Here is an 18939-nt window from a genome sequence, read left to right on the forward strand (position 1 = left end):
TTCACGAAGGCGACTCCCCGGCTACGCAGTAGCGTCACGCGCCCGCAGCGTCGCTGACGCATAAGCCTGCCAAGGCATCCGGACACGCAAAGCGCCGGGGCCCGCCAGATGATCCGCAAGACCATCCGATCGAGTTTGCCTGCGCTCCTTTTGGGCCTGTCCAGCCTCATCGTCGCCGCCGCGCCCGATCCCTCGGGCAGCGCGATCGAGCAGGCCAGCCTGGCGGGCACCCAGCAGCTCGAGGGCGCGCTGTTCCACGTCCAGGGCCTCGCGCTCGAGCCCACCCGCATCTGGGTCACCTCGATCGACCAGCCGAACCGCAAGGCCTATCTCCACGAGTTCGACCGGGCCAGCGGCACGCAACTGCGCCGCCTCGATCTCACCGACGGCGCGCGCTACCATCCCGGCGGCATCTCCGTGTCCGGCGGCTCGATCTGGGTCCCCGTCGCCGAGCTCAGGCCGAACAGCAGCGCGACCCTCGTCGAAATCGACACCAAAAGCCTGAAGGTGCGCCGGAAAATCCACGTCCCCGATCATCTCGGCTGCGTCGCGGCCTCGGGCGACACGCTCGTCGCGGGCAATTGGGACAGCAAGCTGCTCTACGTCTTCGACTTGTCGCGCGACGCCCCGCCCCGCACCGTCCGCAACCCGTCCGCCACCAGCTATCAGGACATCAAGTTCGTCGGCGACCAGTTGGTCGCGGGCGGATCGCAGACCCTGTGGAGCGGCACCCTCGACTGGATCGACTGGCCCTCGATGCAGCTGAAGCGCACCCTGCGCACCGGCGCCATCGGCCCCGTCCGCCCCCTGGGCCGCGGCGGCCCCTTCACCGGCGAAGGCATGGCGATCGAGGGGCGCGATCTGTACGTGCTGCCCGAGGATGGGCCGAGCAGGCTGTTTCGGTTTCGGCTGGAGGGGACGGGCTGAACTGAGCGGCGCCCGCCGGTTTGGGCGGGGTTTCGCTTGCGCCCACTCCCCGACATGCGCAGAGTTGCGGCCCAGGGGGATGCGTGACCGTCGACGAGTTCATCGAAAAGTGGAGCAAGTCGGGCGGAAACGAGCGTGCCAACACGCATCTGTTCGTCAACGATCTGTGCGCCCTGATCGGCGTGCGCGAACCACAGCCGACACGATCCGACGCGGCCGCCAACGACTATGTCTATGAGCGCAACGTCATCAAGACCGAGATCGACGGCACGACGTCGAACGGCTGGATCGACTGCTACAAGCGCGACAGCTTCATCCTGGAGGCCAAGCAGGGCAGCGCCGCCGACATCGAGGCGGTGGAGAAAGGCCAGGGCGACTCCCTGCGCGACTTCTTCGGCCAGACCGCCGGCGAACGCTTCAAGCGCGGCATGGCGAAGCGCGGCACCGGGCAATGGACCGGCGCGATGCAGCGCGCGGCCGGCCAGGCTGAAGGCTACGCCAAGGCGCTGCCCGCGGATCATGGCTGGCCGCCCTTCCTGCTGATCACCGATGTCGGCTATTGCATCGACGTCTATTCGGACTTCGCGCGCAGCGGGAAGGGCTATGCGCCCTTCCCCGATCGCCGCCGCTTTCGCATCACGCTGGAGGATCTGCGCGACGAGCAGGTGCGCGAACGGCTGCGCGATATCTGGGATCGCCCGATGGCGCTCGATCCCTCGGCAGAGGCGGCGCGCGTCACGCGCGGGATCGCCGATCATCTCGCCACGCTGGCGCGGCGGATCGAGGCGCGCGAGCAGAACCCCGATCGCACCGCCGCCTTCCTGATGCGGCTGCTGTTCACGATGTTCGCCGAAGATACCGGGCTGATCCCCAAGCACAGCTTCAGCGCGCTGCTGAAGAAGGTGCGCGACCGGCCCGAGAACCTGCCGCCGATGCTTGCCGATCTATGGGCGAAGATGGATACCGGCGGCTTCGTCGGCGCGCTCGGCGATGCCGGCGAAACCGTGCGCAAGTTCAACGGCTATCTCTTCAAGGAAACCGCCGCGCTGCCGCTCGAGCCCGAGGAGATCGACGTGCTGATCGCCGCCGCCTCGGCCGATTGGCGTCAGGTTGAGCCGGCGATCTTCGGCACGTTGCTCGAGCGTGCGCTCGACGTGAAGGAGCGCGCCAAGCTGGGCGCGCATTATACGCCGCGCGCCTATGTCGAGCGGCTGGTCGGGCCGACGATCATGGAGCCGCTGCGCGAGGACTGGATCGGCGCGCGCGCCGCCGCCACCGAAGCTGCCGAAGCCGGCGACAAGGATGGCGCGCGCAAGATCGTCGAGACTTTCCACGGCAAGCTGGCGCAGACCAAAGTGCTCGACCCCGCCTGCGGCACCGGCAATTTCCTTTATGTCGCGATGGCGCGGATGAAGGAGCTTGAGGGCGAAGTGCTGGAGCTTCTCCAGGAGCTTGGCGACGACCAGTATCTCGCCGAGATCAGCGGCCACACGATCACGCCCGAGAACTTCCTGGGGATCGAGATCAATCCGCGCGCCGCCAACATCGCCCAGCTGGTGCTGTGGATCGGCTATCTGCAATGGCATTTCCGCGTGAACGGCGAGGACCGTATGCCCCCCGATCCGGTGCTGCGCGACGTCAAGACGATCGAGAACCGCGATGCGCTGATTACGTGGGACAAGCGCGAGCTGGAGCGGGATGAGGCCGGCAAACCGGTGACGCGCTGGGATGGCGAAACGATGAAGCTTCACCCGGTTACGGGGAAGAATGTGCCTGACGAAACGGCGCGGGTGGAGGTGTATCGCTACGTCAATCCGAAAGCGGCGAAGTGGCCGAAGGCCGACTTTATCATTGGGAACCCACCGTTTATTGGCTCGAAGCGTATGCGGGCGATCTTGGGCGACACATATGTGGACGCGATCCAGCAAGCGCAGTCTGACATCCCTGAAGCTTCGGATTTTGTGCTTCGTTGGTGGCACGTAGCGGCGGCCATCGTTGGAAAGGGCCATGCTCGTCGCGCAGGCCTAATCGGCACCAATTCAATTACCCAGGCCTACAACCGCAGAATTGTTGAGCGCCATCTAGCCAGCAAATCCAAGCCCGTTTCATTGGTCTACGCGATTGCCGACCACCCTTGGGTTGATGAAGGCGACGGCGCAGCTGTGCGGATTTCGATGAGCGTCATCGCTGCTGGTGAAAAGTCGGGTTCGCTTATCGAGCGTGTCGCCAATGGCGATGCCACACTTCCGATCGCGAAGATCGGATATGTTGGTGCTGACTTCAGAGTGGGTGCTGATGTAGCTTCGGCAAAGGCCCTACGAGCGAGTGAAGATCTTTGTTGCGTCGGTATGAAAGTCATCGGGGACGGCTTTGTTATCTCCCGGGAGCAACGGAACAATTTCGCAACCGAGTCAGATGCGAGCCTCGAAGAGTTTGTCCGCCCATATCTCAATGGTCGCGATCTATCGCAACGTTCGCGGGATGTCTTCGTGATCGACTTTTTTGGTCATAGCGAAGCGTGGGTACAGTCCAGATTTCCAGCGCTCTATAATCATCTAATCTCTACGGTTAAGCCAGAACGAGTTCAAAGCCGGAACGATAAGTTCGCGCGGGATTGGTGGGTGATCGGGCACCCGAGACCATTGTTCAGGCGATTCACAGCTGACCTTCGCCGATATGTTGCAACCCTCGAAACGGCGAAGCATCGCTTTTTCGTGTTCTTGTCCGTCGATACGGCACCTGACAGCGCTCTTGTGACTTTTGGGTTGGACGACGCCTATGCGCTCGGCGTGCTCTCAAGCCAGTTCCACCTTGTTTGGGCGCTAGCGGCTGGTGGACGGCTGGGTGTTGGCAACGACCCTCGGTACAATAAATCGCGCTGCTTCGACCCCTTCCCCTTCCCCGACACCACCGACGAAGCCCTCAAGGACCGCATCCGTGACGCCGCCGAGAAGCTCGACGCGCTCCGCAAAGACGTGCTCGCGCGCCACGAGGACCTGACCCTCACCAAGCTCTACAACGTCCTCGAAGCGCTGCGCGCCGCCGAGAAAGCCGGGACCGTGCTGTCGGACAAGGATCGCGACATGGCGTCGCGCGGCTGCGTCTCGCTGATCCGCCAGTATCACGACACGATCGATGCCGCCGTCGCCGAAGCCTATGGCTGGCCCGCCGACCTGACCGACGAGCAGATCCTAGAAGAGCTCGTCGCACTCAACAAAGTCCGCGCGGCCGAAGAAGCCAAGGGCGAGATCAAGTGGCTGCGCCCCGATTTCCAGAAGCCCGGCTATTCGGCGCCCAGGGAACAGAAGACGCTCGCGCTGCCCGAGACCGTCCAGCCCACGGCCGACATCCTCGCCTGGCCGGCAGCCCTGCCCGATCGGTTCGTCGCGGTCGCCGCGGTGGTCGATCGCGCGGCCCGGCCGATCGCCGCCAACGACGTCGCCCGCGCCTTCAAGGGCACCAACGCCAAGGGCGTCGGCCCGGTGCTCGATACGCTCGCCGGCATGGGCCGGTTGCGCAAGCTGGAAGATGGGCGCTACGCAGCCTAATCGTTGCACTTTAAGGTAATATATATTCCCTTTTTGTTCTTTTTGCTGTCAATTTGACGCCAAACATGCGAAGCTAGGATCGGCTCTTTCGCATCGTCTGATCCCCGCTCACTGCCCGCAACCGGGCACGCAACAATGCTGCGCACCCCTGAAACGAACTTTCACAAAACGCGAGAAAAGTGGGAAGCTAACCGCGCCACTCCCTACAAGCCGCCCGCTAAAGCCCCCGCGCGATCAGCACCTTCATGATCTCGTTCGATCCGCCATAGATCCGCTGCACCCGCGCATTCCGCCACATCCGCGCGATCGGATAGTCGTTGATATAGCCATAGCCGCCATGCAGCTGGAGGCATTCGTCCACCACCTGCCATTCGCTGTCGGTCACCCACAGCTTGGCGATCGCCGCGGTGGACAAATCCAGCGTTCCGGCCAGCTGGCGCTCGATGCAATCGTCGACGAAGACCTTGGCGACCACCGCCTTGGCCTTGCATTCGGCGAGCTTGAACTGGGTGTTCTGGAAATCGAACACCGCCTGCCCGAACGCCTGGCGCTCGCGGACATAGGCGGTGGTGACCTCCAGCGCCTTCTCCATCGTCACCACGCTGGAGACCGCGATGACCAGCCGTTCGCGCGGCAGCTCGGCCATCAGCTGGCGGAAGCCCATGCCCTCGGCACTGCCCAGCAGATTGTCCGCGGGCACCCAGACATCGTCGAAGAAGAGTTCGGACGTGTCCTGCGCATCGAGCCCGATCTTGTCGAGCGCCTGGCCGCGGCGAAAGCCCTCTGCCTCCGCCGTCTCGACCACCAGCAGCGAGACGCCCCTGCCCCCCGCCGCCGGATCGGTCTTGGCGACGACGATGATGAAATCGGCGATCTGGCCGTTCGAGATGAAGGTCTTGGCGCCGTTGATCCGATAGCCGTTGCCGTCCCGGATCGCCGTGGTGCGGATCGCCTGCAGGTCGGAGCCGGCGCCCGGCTCGCTCATCGCGATCGCCGAGACGCTTTCGCCCGAGCAGAGCTTGGGCAGCCAGCGGCGTTTCTGCTCCTCGGTGCCGTGGGCGAGGACATAAGGCAGGATGACGACATTGTGCAGCGAGAGCGCGAAGCCCTCGACACCATGTTTGCCGACCTGTTCGACCAGCACCACGTCATGCCGGAAATCGCCCCCCGCGCCGCCATATTCCGCCGGAATCGAGACGCCGAGCAGCCCCGCTTCCCCCGCCTGCCGCCAGAAAGCGCGCTCGACCTGCCCCGCCTCGCGCCAGCCGGCGATGCGTTCCGGGGGGGCTTCCCGCTCGAAGAAGCGCGCGGCGCTGTCGGCCAGCGCCGCCAGCTCGGGATCGTCGCGCCAGCTCATCGCGGCGCCATGCGGATCGCGCCGTCGAGTCGCACATCCTCGCCGTTGAAATAGGGATTGCGCAGCATCTCGAGCGCGAGGCTGGCATAATCCTCGGGCACGCCGAGCCGCTTGGGGAAGGGCACCGCGGCGGCGAGCGCCTCCTTCACCTGCGGCGGCGCGGCGTTCATCAGCGGCGTGTCGAAGATGCCGGGCAGGATCGTGTTGACCCGTATGCCCTCGCCCGAAAGGTCGCGCGCGATCGGCAGCGTCATGCCGACGATCCCGCCCTTCGACGCGGCATAGGCGGCCTGACCGATCTGGCCATCCTCGGCGGCGACGCTGGCGGTGTTGACGATCGCCCCGCGCTCCTCGCCCTTGGGAAGGTCGAGCGTGAGCATCCCCGCGGCGCTCTTGACGATGCAGCGGAAGCTGCCGACCAGGTTGACCTGTATCACCCAATCGAACGCAGCGGCGGGGAATTGCTTGATCTCGCCGGTGGTGCGATCGCGGCTCACGGTCTTGTAGGCATTGCCGACCCCAGCGCAGTTGACCAGGATCCGCTCCTGCCCGTTCGCTTCGCGCGCCTTGGCGAAAGCGGCATCGACTTCCTCGTCCGAGCGGACATCGACCTTGCAGAAGATGCCCCCCAGCTCGGCGGCCAGCGCCTCGCCTTTCTCTTCATTCATGTCGAACAAGGCCACCTTCGCCCCCGCCGCCGCCAATGCCCGCGCCGTCGCCGCGCCCAATCCCGATGCGCCGCCGGTGATCACGGCTGCGGTGCCTTCGAACTTCATATCCTGTCCCTTCAGAGAGCTTCGACGATGGTGACGTTGGCGACGCCGCCGCCTTCGCACATCGTCTGGAGGCCATAGCGCAATCCGCGCTTGCGCAGCGCGTGGACCAGCGTCGTCATCAGCTTGGTGCCCGATGCGCCGAGCGGATGGCCGAGCGCGATCGCGCCGCCATTGACGTTGAGCCGATCGGAATCGGCGCCGACATGGCCAAGCCAGGCGAGCGGCACCGGGGCGAAGGCCTCGTTGACTTCATACAGGTCGATCTCCCCGATCTTCATGCCTGCGCGCTGGAGCGCGCGATCGGTGGCGAATAGCGGTTCCTCGAGCATGATCACCGGATCGCCGGCGGTCACGGTGAGGTTGACGATGCGCGCGAGCGGGGTGAGGCCATGCGCCTTGAGCGCGGCCTCAGACACGATCATCACGGCGGACGCACCGTCGCAGATCTGGCTGGCATTGCCCGCGGTGATCGTGCCGCCCTCCGCCAGCGTCTTGAGCGCGCCGAGCCCTTCAAGGCTTGCGTCGAAGCGGATGCCTTCATCGACGCTGTGCCGCTGGCTGCCCTCCGCCGTCTCGACGTCGAGCGCGAGGATCTCGTCGTCGAAATCGCCGCGCGCGACCGCGGCGGCGGCGCGGCGGTGGCTTTCGAGCGCATAGGCATCGAGCTGCGCGCGGTCATAGCCATATTTGCGCGCGATCATCTCGGCGCCGGTGAACTGGCTGAACCCGCGTACGCCGAAGCGGGCAAGCTGGGCGTCGCTGAACGGCTTGGCGCCCGCGACCGACGTGCCCATCGGCACCCTGCTCATATGTTCGACGCCGGCGGCGATGACCACATCCTGCGTGCCCGACATCACCGCTTGGGCCGCGAACTGGATCGCCTGCTGCGAGCTGCCACACTGGCGATCGATCGTCACCGCGGGGACGCTGGCGGGCAGCTTCGAGGCGAGCACCGCGTTGCGGCCGACATGCAGCGCCTGCTCGCCGGCCTGGCCGACGCAGCCCATGATGACATCGTCGATCGCAGCCGGATCGACTCCGCTGCGGTCGGTCACTTCCGAGAGCACCGCTGCTGCCAGATCCACCGGATGCCAGCCCATCAGCCGCCCGTTGCGACGTCCGCCCGCGCTACGCACCGCCGCGACGATATATGCCTCTGCCATCCCGCACTCCTGCCCACCGCGGCCTTGATCGACCGTCAACTGACAAGAGTGTAAGTTAGGGACGGCGCCAAAGGCAAGGGCTGCAGCGTAGGGCATGGAAATGCTGCCCTTGATGCGCTATATGCCTCGAGTATGCGGGATGCCGATCTGGTTCCCGCGCCTTCCCTTTTTGCGCGCGGCAGAGTAAAGGCACCGCCGTTCCTGCGCGCGCTCACCTGAGAGGCTTATTTTTGGCGAAAGAAGAACTGCTTGAGATGCGGGGCCAAGTCGTTGAGCTGTTGCCCAACGCCATGTTCCGCGTGAAGCTCGAGAACGACCACGAGATCCTGGGCCACACCGCCGGCAAGATGCGCAAGAACCGCATCCGCGTGCTGGTGGGCGACGAAGTGCTCGTCGAGCTCACGCCCTACGACCTGACCAAAGGCCGTATCACCTACCGCTTCAAATAAGCGGTCGCCCCGTGCGGCTCGTTCTAGCATCCACATCGCCCAGGCGGCTCGATTTGCTGACGCGGATCGGCGCCATGCCCGATCGCATCGCCGCGCCCGATGTGGACGAGGAGCCGCGCAAGGCCGAGCTCCCGCGGGACTATGTGCTGCGCATCGCGATCGACAAGGCGCACGCGGTTCCGCGCGGAGCCGAGGAGATCCTCCTCGCCGGCGATACCACGATCGCAGTCGGCCGCCGCATCCTCGCCAAGCCCCAGGATGAAGCGGACCTGCGCCGCATGCTCGCTTTGCTCTCGGGACGGCGGCACCACTGCCTGTCCGCGGTCTGCGTGATTGGGCTCGACGGCAAGGCGCGCACGCGCGTCTCCGACACGATCGTCACCTTCAAGCGGCTGAGCGACGCCGAGATCGACTGGTATGTCGCCAGCGGCGAAGGCATGGGCAAAGCGGGCGGCTATGCCATCCAGGGCAAGGCCGAGGCGTTTGTCCGTTTCCTCTCGGGCAGCCATTCGGGCGTGGTCGGATTGCCGCTGTTCGAGACCCGGGCGCTGCTCGAATCCGCCGGATATGCGCTTGGCTGAGTGGCTCTACGAAGCCGGGATCGGCGAGGCGCGCGCCGCCCTGGTCTCGCGCGGGAGCATCTGGAAGGCGCGGATCGAACTGGAAAATGTGGGCGTCCGTGTCGGCACGGTGACCGGCGCGCGGCTGATTGACCGCGGCACCGGCAAGGTGGCGCTCGACGGCGGCGGCGAAGCCCTGTGCGATCCGCTGCCCAAGGGGATCACCCAAGGATCGACGCTGCGGGTCAAGATCGTCCGCGAGGCGATTTCCGAGCCCGGCCGTGCCAAGCTACCCAAGGCGGTGCCCTCGGACGCCGCGCCGGCTCCCGGACCGACGCTGCTCGAGCGGATCAGCGCAAGCGGCCTGCCGGTCCGCCAGCTCCGCGCGCATGAGCCAGACGCGCTGGAGGAAGCCGGCTGGTCCGAGGTACTGGACGAGGCGGTGACCGGCGAGATCGCCTTCGCCGGCGGCGCGCTGCGCGTCTCGCCTACCCCGGCCATGACCCTGTTCGACGTCGACGGGTCCGCGCCGCTCGAGCCGCTCGCGGTCGCGGCGGCGCATGCCGTTGCGCGCGCGATCGAGCGGCACGGGATCGCCGGCTCGATCGGGATCGATTTCCCCACGCTCGCCAGCAAATCGGCACGCCAGGCGGTGGCAGAGGCGATCGACGCCGCACTGCCCCAGCCGTTCGAGCGCACCACCGTCAACGGCTTCGGTTTCCTCCAGATCGTCCGCCGCCGCACCCGGCCCTCGCTGCTCGAGCTTCTGCGCGCCGATCCGATCGGCGCCGAGACGCGCGCCGAGCTCCGCCGCGTCGAACGCCTTCCCCCACCGCCCCCGGCCACCCATATGGTGACCAGCCGCATCGCCCGTCGCCTGGCGCAGGAGCCCGGCTGGCTCGACGAACTTGCCCGGCGCACGGGCGGCACGACGGCCTTCACGTCCGCCAAGGAGCAAATCAGTTGAAGCGCGATACCTGCCCATTGTGCAGCGAACCCACGAACCCCGAGTACACGCCCTTCTGCAGCCGCGGCTGCAAGGATCGCGATCTGCTCAACTGGCTGGGCGAAGGCTATCGGGTGCCGGCCGAATCCGTCGACCCGGAAGCACTTAGCGCACTGGACAGCGCGGCGGACCGCGACTAATAGCCCCGCTCCGGCGTTCGCCGGCCAGATGCCCGGGTAGCTCAGTTGGTAGAGCATGCGACTGAAAATCGCAGTGTCGGCGGTTCGAATCCGTCCCCGGGCACCACTTTTCCCCGAAGCATGCTCTCAATCCGGGATCGCTTCGCTCCCCAGCACCTCGATCGCCTCGACCTTGCCGTTGAAATCGACCTTTTCGCTTACTTCTGCACCGATCAGTGCGTGCGCGAGCGGGGCGGAGAAGGCGATTCGATCGGCGGCGGGATCGGCCTCGTCATGGCCGACGATATCGAGCAGCCTTTCCTTGCCGGCCATCCGGATGCGGACGCGCGCGCCGATGCCGACCACGCCCGCCTCGGGCGGTGGGGCAACGCGCGCGGTGGCGCGGCGGGTCTTCCAATAGCGTAGCTGGCGTTTGCGGTCTTCGCGGGCGGCGTCTTCTGTCTCGGCCGTGATGGCATCTTCGAGCTCGGCGACCCGGGCTTCGATCATCGCGAAGCCACGCGCGGTGACCATGTTCGGCCCGGCGGGGAGCGGCAGCTCGAACTTGGGTTCGAGATGCTCCTCGTCGCTCTCGCGGCGGAAGGCTACGCTCATCGCTGGGGGAGGTCCTCGAGCGAGGAAGAGACCTTCCACAGATCGATCGCGCCCTCGGTGGCATGCGTGTCGATCTCGGCCAGTTCCTCGGGCGTGAACGCCAGATTCTTCACCGCATCGAGCGAATCGTCGAGTTGCTCGACCGTGCGCGCGCCGACCAGCGCCGAGGTGACGCGCGGATCGCGCAACACCCAGGCGATCGCCATCTGCGCGAGCGTCTGGCCCCGCAGCTCGGCGATCGCGTTGAGCGCACGGATGCGCGCGAGATTGTCGTCGCTCAGCAGCTTCTGGTTGAGCGAGCCGCCCTTCGAAGCGCGCGCGCCATCCGGCACGCCGTCGAGATATTTGGAGGTCAGCATCCCCTGCGCCAGCGGCGAGAAGGCGATGGCGCCCGCGCCGAGCTCGTCCAGCGTGTCGAGCAGGCCGTCCTCCACCCAGCGATTGAGCATCGAATAGCTCGGCTGGTGGATCAGCAGCGGCACGCGCTCCTCGGCCAGGATCGCCGCGGCGCGACGGGTCAGCTCGGGCGAGTAGGACGAGATGCCGACATAGAGCGCCTTGCCCTGGCGGTGGAGGTGAGCAAGCGCGCCCATCGTCTCCTCCAGCGGGGTCTTGGGATCGACGCGATGCGAATAGAAGATATCGACATAATCGAGCCCCATCCGCTTTAGGCTCTGGTCGCACGAGGCGATGAGATACTTCCGCGATCCGCCGACGTCGCCATAGGGCCCCGGCCACATATCCCAGCCCGCCTTGGTCGAGACGATCAGCTCGTCGCGGTGCGCGGCGAGATCGGTCGCCAGCACCCGCCCGAAATTCTCCTCGGCCGAGCCGTAGGGCGGGCCGTAATTGTTGGCGAGATCGAAATGGGTGACGCCGCGATCGAAGGCGCGGCGCAGGATCGCGCGGCCGGCCTCAAAGACGTCGGCGCCGCCGAAATTCTGCCAGAGGCCGAGGCTGATCGCCGGAAGATCGAGCCCCGAGCGCCCGGTTCGGCGATAGGGCATGCGACCCTCGTAGCGCTGGGGATCGGCGGCATAGGGAATTGGGGCGGGCATCAGATTTCCTTGCGTTCCGATTCGCGGCTTAGCTTCGCACTTTTCTCGCGAATTGGGGAATTAACGAACAGCCGAGCGCAATATTCGTTCAAACCGGGCAGAAGAACTGGTTGGCAGAATAGAACATATCGGCAACTTGGCACATTGGGGTGCCTGTAGGAAAGCTTAAACCGTGAAGCTCTCGCCGCAGCCGCAGGCGCCCTTGGCGTTGGGATTGTTGAAGACGAAGCCTGCGGTGAAATCATCCTCGACCCAGCCCATCGTCGATCCGACGAGGTAAAGCACCGACGCGCCGTCGACGAACAAGGTGCCGCCCGGAGTATCGATCTTTTCGTCGAACGGCTTGGCTTCGGTGACATAGTCGACCGAATAAGCCAGCCCCGAACAGCCGCGCTTCGGCGTCGACAGCTTAACCCCGATCACGCCCTCGGGCGCCTGTGCCATCAACGCGGCGATGCGGGCGTATGCGCGCTCGGTGAGGTTGAGCGCGGCGGGGCGACTGCGGGTCTTGGTTTCGGTCATCTCTTCTTCCTTCAAGCCCCTCCCCTTTAGGGGAGGGGTTGGGGTGGGGTCTATCCGCGGGCTCAGTCTCTGTGAGACATCCCCCCACCCCCAACCCCTCCCCTGAAGGCGAGGGGCTTCTTGATTAATTACAGCATCCCCAATTCAAGCTTCGCATCGTCGGTCATCTTCTGCGGATCCCAGGGCGGATCCCACACCAGATTGACTTCGGCATGCCCGACGCCGGGCACCGATCCCACGCGCAGCTCGACTTCCGCTGGCATCGTTTCCGCCACCGGGCAGTGCGGCGTCGTCAGCGTCATATTGACCACCGCATGGCCGTCGTCAGTGACCTCGACGCCGTAGATCAGCCCGAGATCATAAATGTTCACCGGAATCTCGGGATCGTAGATTTCCTTTAGCGCGGTGACGATCGCCTCATAGACTTCGCCGCCGGGGCCGCCGGCGGGATCGGGCTCGGGCTTCTGCGCCAGGAAGCCGGCCAGATAGTCCCGCTTGCGCTCGAACGTCTGCTGGACATCCTCGACCGGAACCCGCGCCTTGGGCGGCGGCTCGACGGCGTCGACCTGTTCGACTTCGATCCTGCGCTCCTCGTTCATCCGAATATCCTCGTCACGCGTTCCACGCCCTTCACCAAAGCCGCGATATCGGCTGCGTTATTGTAGACCCCGAAGCTCGCCCGCGCCGTCGCCGGCACCCCGAGCGCGTCCATCAGCGGCTGCGCGCAATGATGGCCTGCGCGGATCGCGACATTGCCCTCGTCCAAGATGGTGGCGACGTCGTGCGGATGCACCCCCTCGACCGCGAAGCTGACGATCCCGGCGCTGTCGGCGGGGCCATAGACCCGCACGCTGTTGAGCTGCGACAGCGCGTCGCGCGCCTGGGTTACCAGAGCGGTCTCATGCGCATGGATGCGTTCGAGCCCGATGCCCTCGACATAGTCGATCGCCGCGTGCAGCCCGACCACGCCCACGATGTGCGGCGTCCCGGCTTCGAACCGCCCCGGTGGCGGGGCATAGGTGGTCCTGGCGAACGTCACGCGATCGATCATCGATCCGCCGCCCTGATAGGGCGGCATCGCTTCGAGCAATGCGCTGCGACCCCACAGCACGCCGATCCCCGTAGGGCCGTAGAGCTTGTGCCCCGAGAAGACATAGAAGTCGCAATCGAGCGCGGCCATGTCGACCGGCATCCGCGGCACCGCCTGGCAGCCATCGAGCAGGATCTTCGCGCCTATGCCGTGCGCCAGATCGGCGGCGCGGCGGCAATCGAGCTGCGAGCCGAGCACGTTGGAGACATGCGCAAGCGCGACGAGCTTGTGCCGATCGGTGAGCATCGCCGCCATCGCGTCGAGATCGATGCGATGGTCTTCGGTGAGCGGGATCACGTCGATCTCGGCGCCGATGCGCTCGGCGACCATCTGCCACGGCACGATGTTCGAATGATGCTCGAGCGTGGAAAGCAGGATGCGGTCGCCCGCCTTCAGCTGCGTGCCGGCCCAGCACTGCACGACGAGGTTGATCCCCTCGGTCGCGCCGCGGACGAAGACCACTTCCTCGGGCGTGCCGCCGATGAAGGTCGCGACCCGGCGGCGCGCGGCTTCATAGGCCAGCGTCATGTCGGCCGAGCGCTGATAGACGCCGCGGTGGACGGTGGCATAGGTCTCGGCATAGCCGCGGGTGATCGCATCGATCACTGGGCGCGGCTTTTGCGCGGTCGCGGCGGTATCGAGATAGGCCCAGCCGACGGGGATGGCGGGGAAATCGGCGACGAGGTCGAGGGCTGCCTTGTTATCCTCCCCGGTACGGGGAGGGGGACCAGCCGCAGGCTGGTGGAGGGGGCTCTCCGCCGGCGACATACTTTGAGGCACGCCCCCTCCACCACCGCCTTCGGCGGCGGTCCCCCTCCCCGTACCGGGGAGGATATTTCCGTCCGCACTCACAGCGCCGCCCCCAGCCACTTGTCTGCATCCGCCTCGAACGCCTCGCGCACGGCATCCTCGCCGATCCGCGACAGCGCGTCGGCGACGAAGGCCCGCGTCAACAGCGCCTTGGCCCGCGCTTCGGCAATCCCGCGGCTCTCCAGGTAGAAGAGCGCATTGCGATCCAGTTCGCCCACCGTCGCGCCATGCGCGCATTTCACGTCGTCGGCGAAGATTTCGAGTTCGGGCTTCAGATTCACCGTCGCGCCCCGATCCAACAGCAGCCCGCGCAGCGATTGCTCGCCGTCGGTCTGCTGCGCGTGGCGCGCCACCTCGACCCGCGCCGCCAGGCTCGCGACCGAGCGATCGGCGGCGACCGCGCGCCACGTCTGGCGCGAACTGCCTTCGATTGCCTCATGCCGCACCGCGACCGCGGCTTCCTGCCGCTGGCTCCCACGGGTAAGCAGCGCCCCGCCCATTTCTGCGAATGCGCCCTTGCCGGTCAGCGTCAAGGCTCCGTCGATCCGGCTGCCCATCCCGCCCGCGCCGAGGAAGATCGACACCAGGCTCGCGGCCTCGCCAATCTCGGCCTCGTCGCGGATCGAGACGAAGCCATCGTCCTGCAGCAGCCGCACCGAGCGCATCAGCCGCGCGCCGGTGCCGAGCGAAATCCTGGTGAAGCGATTGGCCCAGCCCGAGCCTGCATAGGTTTCGACGATCGACGCGACCGCATCGTCGGCGAGCAGGATCCGCGCGGGAACATGATTCTCGCCGCCCGAGCCGATGTGGACGATCTGGATATGCGTTACGGCTTCCGCGCGATCGAGCCGCAGCGACCAGCCTTCGCCCACCGCGCGCTGGCCGAGCGGGTGCGCAGTCTGGGGATCGATCTGCGCCACTTCGATCGGGCCGGGGCGGCTATGCGCGGGCTCGAACATGCCGTCGACGAACAGCAAGCGGGGACCTTCGATGTCGAGGAACAGTTCGCCGGGACTGCTTACTGTCGTACGCGGTTCCGCAGCAGCAGCCGCGCGCAGCGCCTGCATATCCGCCCAACGCCACTCTTCCGAGCGCGGCGAAGGAAGATCGAGCACTGTCATTCGATCCTCCCCGGTACGGGGAGGGGGACCATGCGCAGCATGGTGGAGGGGGCGGGCCGCAGGGGATGTGCTCGCGGAGAGCCCCCTCCACCACCAGCTGCGCTGGCGGTCCCCCTCCCCGTGCCGGGGAGGATAAAATTCATCCCGCTCACGCCGCCACCGCGCCATAGCCTTCGCGCTCGAGCTCGTGCGCCAGCTCGGCGCCGCCGGTGCGCGTGATGCGTCCGTCGCTCAGCACATGGACGAAATCGGGCCGCACATAGTCGAGCAGCCGCTGGTAATGGGTGATCAGGATCACCGCCTTGTCCGGCGCGCGCATGATGCGGTTGATGCCGTCGCCGACGGCTTTCAGCGCATCGATGTCGAGCCCGGAGTCGGTCTCGTCGAGGATCGCCAGCTTCGGGCCGATGATCCCCATCTGGACCATTTCGTTGCGCTTCTTCTCGCCGCCCGAGAAACCGACATTGACCGGCCGCTTGAGCATTTCCTGGTCCATCCCCAGCGCATCGGCCTGGGCGCGGGCAAGCTTCAGGAACTCGGCGCCCGAGAGCGGCGCCTCGCCCCGCCCGCGGCGCTGCGCATTGAGCGCCTCGCGCAGGAACTGGACGTTCGACACGCCCGGTATCTCGACCGGATATTGGAAGCCGAGGAACAGCCCCGCCGCGGAGCGCTCGTGCGGCGCCAGTTCGAGCAGGTCGACGCCGCCGAAGGTCACCGAGCCGCCGGTCGGCTCATAGCCCGGCCGGCCGCCGAGCACATAGCCGAGCGTCGACTTGCCGGCGCCGTTGGGACCCATGATCGCATGGATCTCGCCGGCGTTGACGGTGAGGCTCAGGCCCTTGAGGATTTCCTTGCCGTCGATTTCGGCATGAAGGTCGCGAATGTTGAGCATGTCGGTCTTTCAGAGCGGAACGGTGAGCAGCCGCACCGTGGTCAGCGGGTCGGACGCGTCATAGGCGTCGACGCGGCCGCCATCGGGCAGCTGCCAGATGATCTTATACTGCTTGGGCGTGACGATCGCGGCGGCGACGTCCTGCTCGACCGAATCGAGCACGTCCTGCATCCGCCGCCACCAGCGGGCATTGACGACGCGGTCGCCCACCTTGACCCGGCCCTGCGCGAAATTGGCCTCGATATAGCTGCGGCATTCGCGCACCGCGGCGTTGACCGCGGAAGTGCGCGCGGCCTCCGCTTCGGGCGCCACGCCGACGCGGCGGACGATGCAGCGGGCATGGCGGGTGGCGATGCCGATCTGCGGCACGTCGTTCACCGCGACGCCGCCGCTGACATTCACCGTCTGCAGCAGGACTGCCATTACCAATGCGATACTCATATACTTACCTTTCGCGCGGCGGGGTCAGTCATCCGCGCCATTGTTGATCCGGATCACGGCGCCGCTGGAGGGGGCCTTGGGCAAAGGCGGCAGCTTGACGCGCTGGCGCGCGGTTTCGCGGCTTTCGTCCTGGTCGATGCTGGGGCCGATCGCCGCGGGGTCTGCCGGCTTGGGCTGGGCGAGGCCGGGCATGTCGAACACCGCTTCCGTGCCCTTCGCCGGTGAAGGCGGCGGCACGCCGGGCGCGATCGCCGTCAGGGCGACGCAATCGGGCACTTTCTCCGCAGTCGCCGCATAGCAGACCGGAGTCGCCTCGCACGCCGCGGTGTCGCGCCGCGAACTGCCGCTGGAAACCATGATGCGGCAATTGCGCAGCTTGCCGTCGCCGCCCTTGTCGAACAGCATCGTGGTCAGGCCATAGGTCGCGCGCACGACGATATCCTGCTCTTCGACCGCCTGCGTGGCGGGCATGTCCTGCGCGAGAAGAAGGAGCAGCGGCAGGATCACCCCACGCTCCCCTCGAGGCTGATGCCGAGCAGTTTCTGCGCCTCGACCGCGAATTCCATCGGCAGCTGCTTGAGCACTTCGCGGGCGAAGCCGTTGACGATCAGCGCCACCGCGGCCTCCGAATCGAGCCCGCGCTGCATCGCGTAGAACATCTGGTCTTCGCTGATCTTCGAGGTGGTCGCCTCATGCTCGATCTGCGCGGTCGGGTTCTTCACTTCGATATAGGGCACGGTATGCGCGCCGCATTGATCGCCGAGCAACAGGCTGTCGCACTGGGTGAAGTTGCGGACATTCTCGGCATTGGCGTTCACCAGCACCTTGCCGCGATAGGTGTTGTCCGAGCGGCCCGCCGAGATGCCTTTGGAAACGATCGTCGAGCGGGTGTTCTTGCCGATGTGGAGCATCTTGGTGCCGGTATCGGCCTGCTGCATGCCGTTGGTCACCGCGACCGAATAGAATTCGCCGACCGAGCCGTCGCCCTGCAGGATGCAGCTGGGATATTTCCAGGTGATCGCGCTGCCGGTCTCGACCTGGGTCCAGCTGACCTTCGAATTCGTCCCCGCGCACAAGGCGCGCTTGGTGACGAAGTTGAAGATGCCGCCCAGGCCGTTCTCGTCGCCGGGATACCAGTTCTGGACGGTCGAATATTTGATCTCGGCATCGTCCAATGCGATCAGCTCGACCACCGCGGCGTGGAGCTGGTTCTCGTCGCGCATCGGCGCGGTGCAGCCTTCGAGATAGGAGACGTAGGACCCCTTGTCGGCGACGATCAGCGTGCGTTCGAACTGCCCCGTATTCTCGGCATTGATCCGGAAATAGGTGCTGAGCTCCATCGGGCAGCGAACGCCTTCGGGAATGTAGACGAAAGTGCCGTCGCTGAAGACCGCGGCGTTGAGCGCAGAGAAGAAATTGTCGCGCACCGGCACGACCTTGCCGAGATATTTGCGCACCAGATCGGGATATTCGCGGATCGCCTCGCTGATCGAGCGGAAGATCACGCCCGCCGATTCGAGCTCCTTGCGGAACGTCGTGGCCACCGAAACCGAGTCGAACACCGCGTCGACCGCGACCTTCCGTGCGCCCTCGACGCCGGCGAGCACCTTTTGCTCCTCGATCGGAATGCCGAGCTTCTCATAGACGCGCAGGATCTCTGGATCGAGCTCGTCCAAGGAGCCGATCGTCTTCTTCACCTTGGGCTCGGCGTAGTAGAATGCGTCCTGATAATCGATCGCCGGGATCTTGAGCTTGGCCCAATCGGGCAGCTCCATCGTCTGCCAGACGCGAAACGCCTTCAGCCGCCAGTCGAGCATCCATTCGGGCTCGCTCTTCTTGGCCGAGATATAGCGGACCGTATCTTCGCTCAGCCCTTTGGGGGCGAATTCCTGCTCGATATCCGAGCTGAAACCCCATTCATATTTCTTGTTCGCGGCGGCAAGCGCCTCAGCATTCCTGGTGGCCATATTATCCCGTACGGGCCGGGTGCAACGCAACCCCGCCCTCCCTTTGCATTGCCGTATCCGAGATGAACGGGCGTTGAGCGGCCCCCTCCGCGGAAGCGGTGGGCCCATTGAGACTCGCGAGGCTGACCCCCGCAAGCGCGCCGCGAACCGCGCCGTTGACCGCATCCCAATGCGGCTTGACCCGGCAGGTGCCGTCGACCGCGCAATCGTGCCGGCCGGCATCGACGCAGGTCGTCAGCGCGATCGGCCCCTCGATCGCCTCGACGATATCGGCCATCGAGATGGCCGCCGGTGGCCGGCTGAGGCGGAAGCCCCCGCCGGTGCCGCGCGCGCTTTCAAGCAACCCCGCGGCCGAAAGCCTGCTGACCAATTTCTGCACGGTCGGCAACGGCAGCCCGGTCTCTTCGGCGAGCAGCGTCGCGTTGAGCCGACACGCCACGCCGCAATGGCGCGCGGCGGCGGCCATCATAACCACGGCATAATCGGCAAGGCTCGAAAGACGCATGATCCCAATCGGA

Annotated in this window: 20 protein-coding genes and 1 tRNA gene; 7 read left to right on the forward strand and 14 right to left on the reverse strand. The window is 66.0% G+C overall.

From position 1 onward, the window contains the following. Positions 1-108 precede the first annotated feature (108 nt). Positions 109-927: a DUF6454 family protein gene (locus tag OKW87_RS09415; RefSeq protein ID WP_265538863.1), complete on the forward strand. Its 819-nt coding sequence runs from the start codon at positions 109-111 to the stop codon at positions 925-927. 83 nt (positions 928-1010) lie between these two features. Next, complete coding sequence (locus OKW87_RS09420; protein WP_265538865.1) at positions 1011-4475, forward strand: class I SAM-dependent DNA methyltransferase; 3465 nt, start codon at positions 1011-1013, stop codon at positions 4473-4475. Positions 4476-4692: 217 nt separating this feature from the next. Here OKW87_RS09420 and OKW87_RS09425 read toward each other — a convergent pair whose 3' ends face one another. Genes OKW87_RS09425 through OKW87_RS09435 form a run of 3 tightly spaced genes read right to left on the reverse strand, consistent with a single transcriptional unit; the run spans position 4693 to position 7771 of the window. Continuing rightward, positions 4693-5832: an acyl-CoA dehydrogenase family protein gene (locus tag OKW87_RS09425; protein ID WP_265538866.1), complete on the reverse strand. Its 1140-nt coding sequence runs from the start codon at positions 5830-5832 to the stop codon at positions 4693-4695. Then, complete coding sequence (locus OKW87_RS09430; RefSeq protein ID WP_265538868.1) at positions 5829-6608, reverse strand: SDR family NAD(P)-dependent oxidoreductase; 780 nt, start codon at positions 6606-6608, stop codon at positions 5829-5831. Before OKW87_RS09430 ends, OKW87_RS09425 begins: the two co-directional genes overlap by 4 nt. Positions 6609-6619: 11 nt before the next feature. Then, positions 6620-7771, reverse strand: coding sequence for an acetyl-CoA C-acetyltransferase (locus OKW87_RS09435; protein ID WP_265538870.1), 1152 nt, complete (start codon positions 7769-7771; stop codon positions 6620-6622). Between the two features lie 230 nt (positions 7772-8001). On the opposite strand from OKW87_RS09435, the gene infA reads away from it, so the two are divergent. The 5 genes from infA to OKW87_RS09460 all read left to right on the forward strand — a co-directional run bounded on the left by infA (position 8002) and on the right by OKW87_RS09460 (position 10032). Then, a complete protein-coding gene (gene infA, locus OKW87_RS09440) occupies positions 8002-8220 on the forward strand; it encodes a translation initiation factor IF-1 (protein ID WP_010162480.1) in 219 nt (72 codons plus the stop codon). Between the two features lie 11 nt (positions 8221-8231). After that, entirely contained in the window at positions 8232-8801 is a 570-nt protein-coding gene (locus OKW87_RS09445; RefSeq protein WP_265538929.1) for a Maf family protein, read from the forward strand. Beyond that, positions 8794-9747 carry a ribonuclease E/G gene (locus tag OKW87_RS09450; RefSeq protein ID WP_265538930.1) on the forward strand — a complete coding sequence of 318 codons (954 nt, stop codon included), beginning with the start codon at positions 8794-8796 and terminating at the stop codon, positions 9745-9747. The genes OKW87_RS09445 and OKW87_RS09450 overlap by 8 nt, the downstream gene beginning before the upstream one ends. Further along, positions 9744-9926 (forward strand): DNA gyrase inhibitor YacG, encoded by a 183-nt coding sequence (locus tag OKW87_RS09455; RefSeq protein WP_265538931.1) that lies wholly within the window; start codon positions 9744-9746, stop codon positions 9924-9926. The genes OKW87_RS09450 and OKW87_RS09455 overlap by 4 nt, the downstream gene beginning before the upstream one ends. A 30-nt stretch (positions 9927-9956) precedes the next feature. Continuing rightward, positions 9957-10032 (forward strand) — tRNA-Phe (locus tag OKW87_RS09460). Positions 10033-10052: 20 nt separating this feature from the next. Here OKW87_RS09460 and OKW87_RS09465 read toward each other — a convergent pair. The 11 genes from OKW87_RS09465 to OKW87_RS09515 all read right to left on the reverse strand — a co-directional run bounded on the left by OKW87_RS09465 (position 10053) and on the right by OKW87_RS09515 (position 18926). Then, positions 10053-10520, reverse strand: a complete 468-nt coding sequence (locus tag OKW87_RS09465) for a GreA/GreB family elongation factor (RefSeq protein WP_265538932.1) — start codon at positions 10518-10520, stop codon at positions 10053-10055. Beyond that, the gene (gene mgrA / locus OKW87_RS09470) at positions 10517-11578 is read right to left on the reverse strand and encodes an L-glyceraldehyde 3-phosphate reductase (protein ID WP_322740308.1); all 1062 of its coding nucleotides are present in this window, start codon (positions 11576-11578) and stop codon (positions 10517-10519) included. Before mgrA ends, OKW87_RS09465 begins: the two co-directional genes overlap by 4 nt. A 165-nt stretch (positions 11579-11743) precedes the next feature. Beyond that, complete coding sequence (locus OKW87_RS09475) at positions 11744-12100, reverse strand: HesB/IscA family protein (protein WP_265538933.1); 357 nt, start codon at positions 12098-12100, stop codon at positions 11744-11746. A 128-nt stretch (positions 12101-12228) separates the two neighbouring features. After that, complete coding sequence (locus OKW87_RS09480) at positions 12229-12699, reverse strand: SUF system Fe-S cluster assembly protein (RefSeq protein WP_265538935.1); 471 nt, start codon at positions 12697-12699, stop codon at positions 12229-12231. Further along, positions 12696-13958: a cysteine desulfurase gene (locus tag OKW87_RS09485; RefSeq protein ID WP_443025099.1), complete on the reverse strand. Its 1263-nt coding sequence runs from the start codon at positions 13956-13958 to the stop codon at positions 12696-12698. Before OKW87_RS09485 ends, OKW87_RS09480 begins: the two co-directional genes overlap by 4 nt. 80 nt (positions 13959-14038) lie before the next feature. Then, positions 14039-15121 carry a SufD family Fe-S cluster assembly protein gene (locus OKW87_RS09490; RefSeq protein ID WP_265538939.1) on the reverse strand — a complete coding sequence of 361 codons (1083 nt, stop codon included), beginning with the start codon at positions 15119-15121 and terminating at the stop codon, positions 14039-14041. 148 nt (positions 15122-15269) lie between these two features. Next, positions 15270-16013 (reverse strand): Fe-S cluster assembly ATPase SufC, encoded by a 744-nt coding sequence (gene sufC, locus OKW87_RS09495; RefSeq protein ID WP_265538941.1) that lies wholly within the window; start codon positions 16011-16013, stop codon positions 15270-15272. Between the two features lie 9 nt (positions 16014-16022). Continuing rightward, positions 16023-16454, reverse strand: a complete 432-nt coding sequence (locus tag OKW87_RS09500) for a hypothetical protein (RefSeq protein WP_265538943.1) — start codon at positions 16452-16454, stop codon at positions 16023-16025. A gap of 24 nt (positions 16455-16478) precedes the next feature. Next, complete coding sequence (locus OKW87_RS09505) at positions 16479-16961, reverse strand: hypothetical protein (protein ID WP_265538944.1); 483 nt, start codon at positions 16959-16961, stop codon at positions 16479-16481. After that, positions 16958-18421 carry a Fe-S cluster assembly protein SufB gene (sufB, locus tag OKW87_RS09510; protein ID WP_265538946.1) on the reverse strand — a complete coding sequence of 488 codons (1464 nt, stop codon included), beginning with the start codon at positions 18419-18421 and terminating at the stop codon, positions 16958-16960. Before sufB ends, OKW87_RS09505 begins: the two co-directional genes overlap by 4 nt. A 1-nt stretch (position 18422) precedes the next feature. Beyond that, the gene (locus OKW87_RS09515; protein ID WP_265538949.1) at positions 18423-18926 is read right to left on the reverse strand and encodes an RrF2 family transcriptional regulator; all 504 of its coding nucleotides are present in this window, start codon (positions 18924-18926) and stop codon (positions 18423-18425) included. Positions 18927-18939 lie beyond the last annotated feature (13 nt).

It is taken from the genome of Sphingomonas sp. M1-B02 (genome assembly GCF_026167525.1).
GTDB lineage: Bacteria > Pseudomonadota > Alphaproteobacteria > Sphingomonadales > Sphingomonadaceae > Sphingomonas.

What these genes read in the sequence shown, in the direction of transcription:
- OKW87_RS09415 (WP_265538863.1), top strand. Translation starts at nt 109, where the DNA reads ATGATCCGCAAGACCATCCGATCGAGTTTGCCTGCGCTCCTTTTGGGC.
- OKW87_RS09425 (WP_265538866.1), bottom strand. Translation starts at nt 5,832, where the DNA reads ATGAGCTGGCGCGACGATCCCGAGCTGGCGGCGCTGGCCGACAGCGCC.
- OKW87_RS09430 (WP_265538868.1), bottom strand. Translation starts at nt 6,608, where the DNA reads ATGAAGTTCGAAGGCACCGCAGCCGTGATCACCGGCGGCGCATCGGGA.
- OKW87_RS09435 (WP_265538870.1), bottom strand. Translation starts at nt 7,771, where the DNA reads ATGGCAGAGGCATATATCGTCGCGGCGGTGCGTAGCGCGGGCGGACGT.
- OKW87_RS09465 (WP_265538932.1), bottom strand. Translation starts at nt 10,520, where the DNA reads ATGAGCGTAGCCTTCCGCCGCGAGAGCGACGAGGAGCATCTCGAACCC.
- mgrA (WP_322740308.1), bottom strand. Translation starts at nt 11,578, where the DNA reads ATGCCCGCCCCAATTCCCTATGCCGCCGATCCCCAGCGCTACGAGGGT.
- OKW87_RS09475 (WP_265538933.1), bottom strand. Translation starts at nt 12,100, where the DNA reads ATGACCGAAACCAAGACCCGCAGTCGCCCCGCCGCGCTCAACCTCACC.
- OKW87_RS09480 (WP_265538935.1), bottom strand. Translation starts at nt 12,699, where the DNA reads ATGAACGAGGAGCGCAGGATCGAAGTCGAACAGGTCGACGCCGTCGAG.
- OKW87_RS09485 (WP_443025099.1), bottom strand. Translation starts at nt 13,958, where the DNA reads ATGTCGCCGGCGGAGAGCCCCCTCCACCAGCCTGCGGCTGGTCCCCCT.
- OKW87_RS09490 (WP_265538939.1), bottom strand. Translation starts at nt 15,121, where the DNA reads ATGACAGTGCTCGATCTTCCTTCGCCGCGCTCGGAAGAGTGGCGTTGG.
- sufC (WP_265538941.1), bottom strand. Translation starts at nt 16,013, where the DNA reads ATGCTCAACATTCGCGACCTTCATGCCGAAATCGACGGCAAGGAAATC.
- OKW87_RS09500 (WP_265538943.1), bottom strand. Translation starts at nt 16,454, where the DNA reads ATGAGTATCGCATTGGTAATGGCAGTCCTGCTGCAGACGGTGAATGTC.
- sufB (WP_265538946.1), bottom strand. Translation starts at nt 18,421, where the DNA reads ATGGCCACCAGGAATGCTGAGGCGCTTGCCGCCGCGAACAAGAAATAT.
- OKW87_RS09515 (WP_265538949.1), bottom strand. Translation starts at nt 18,926, where the DNA reads ATGCGTCTTTCGAGCCTTGCCGATTATGCCGTGGTTATGATGGCCGCC.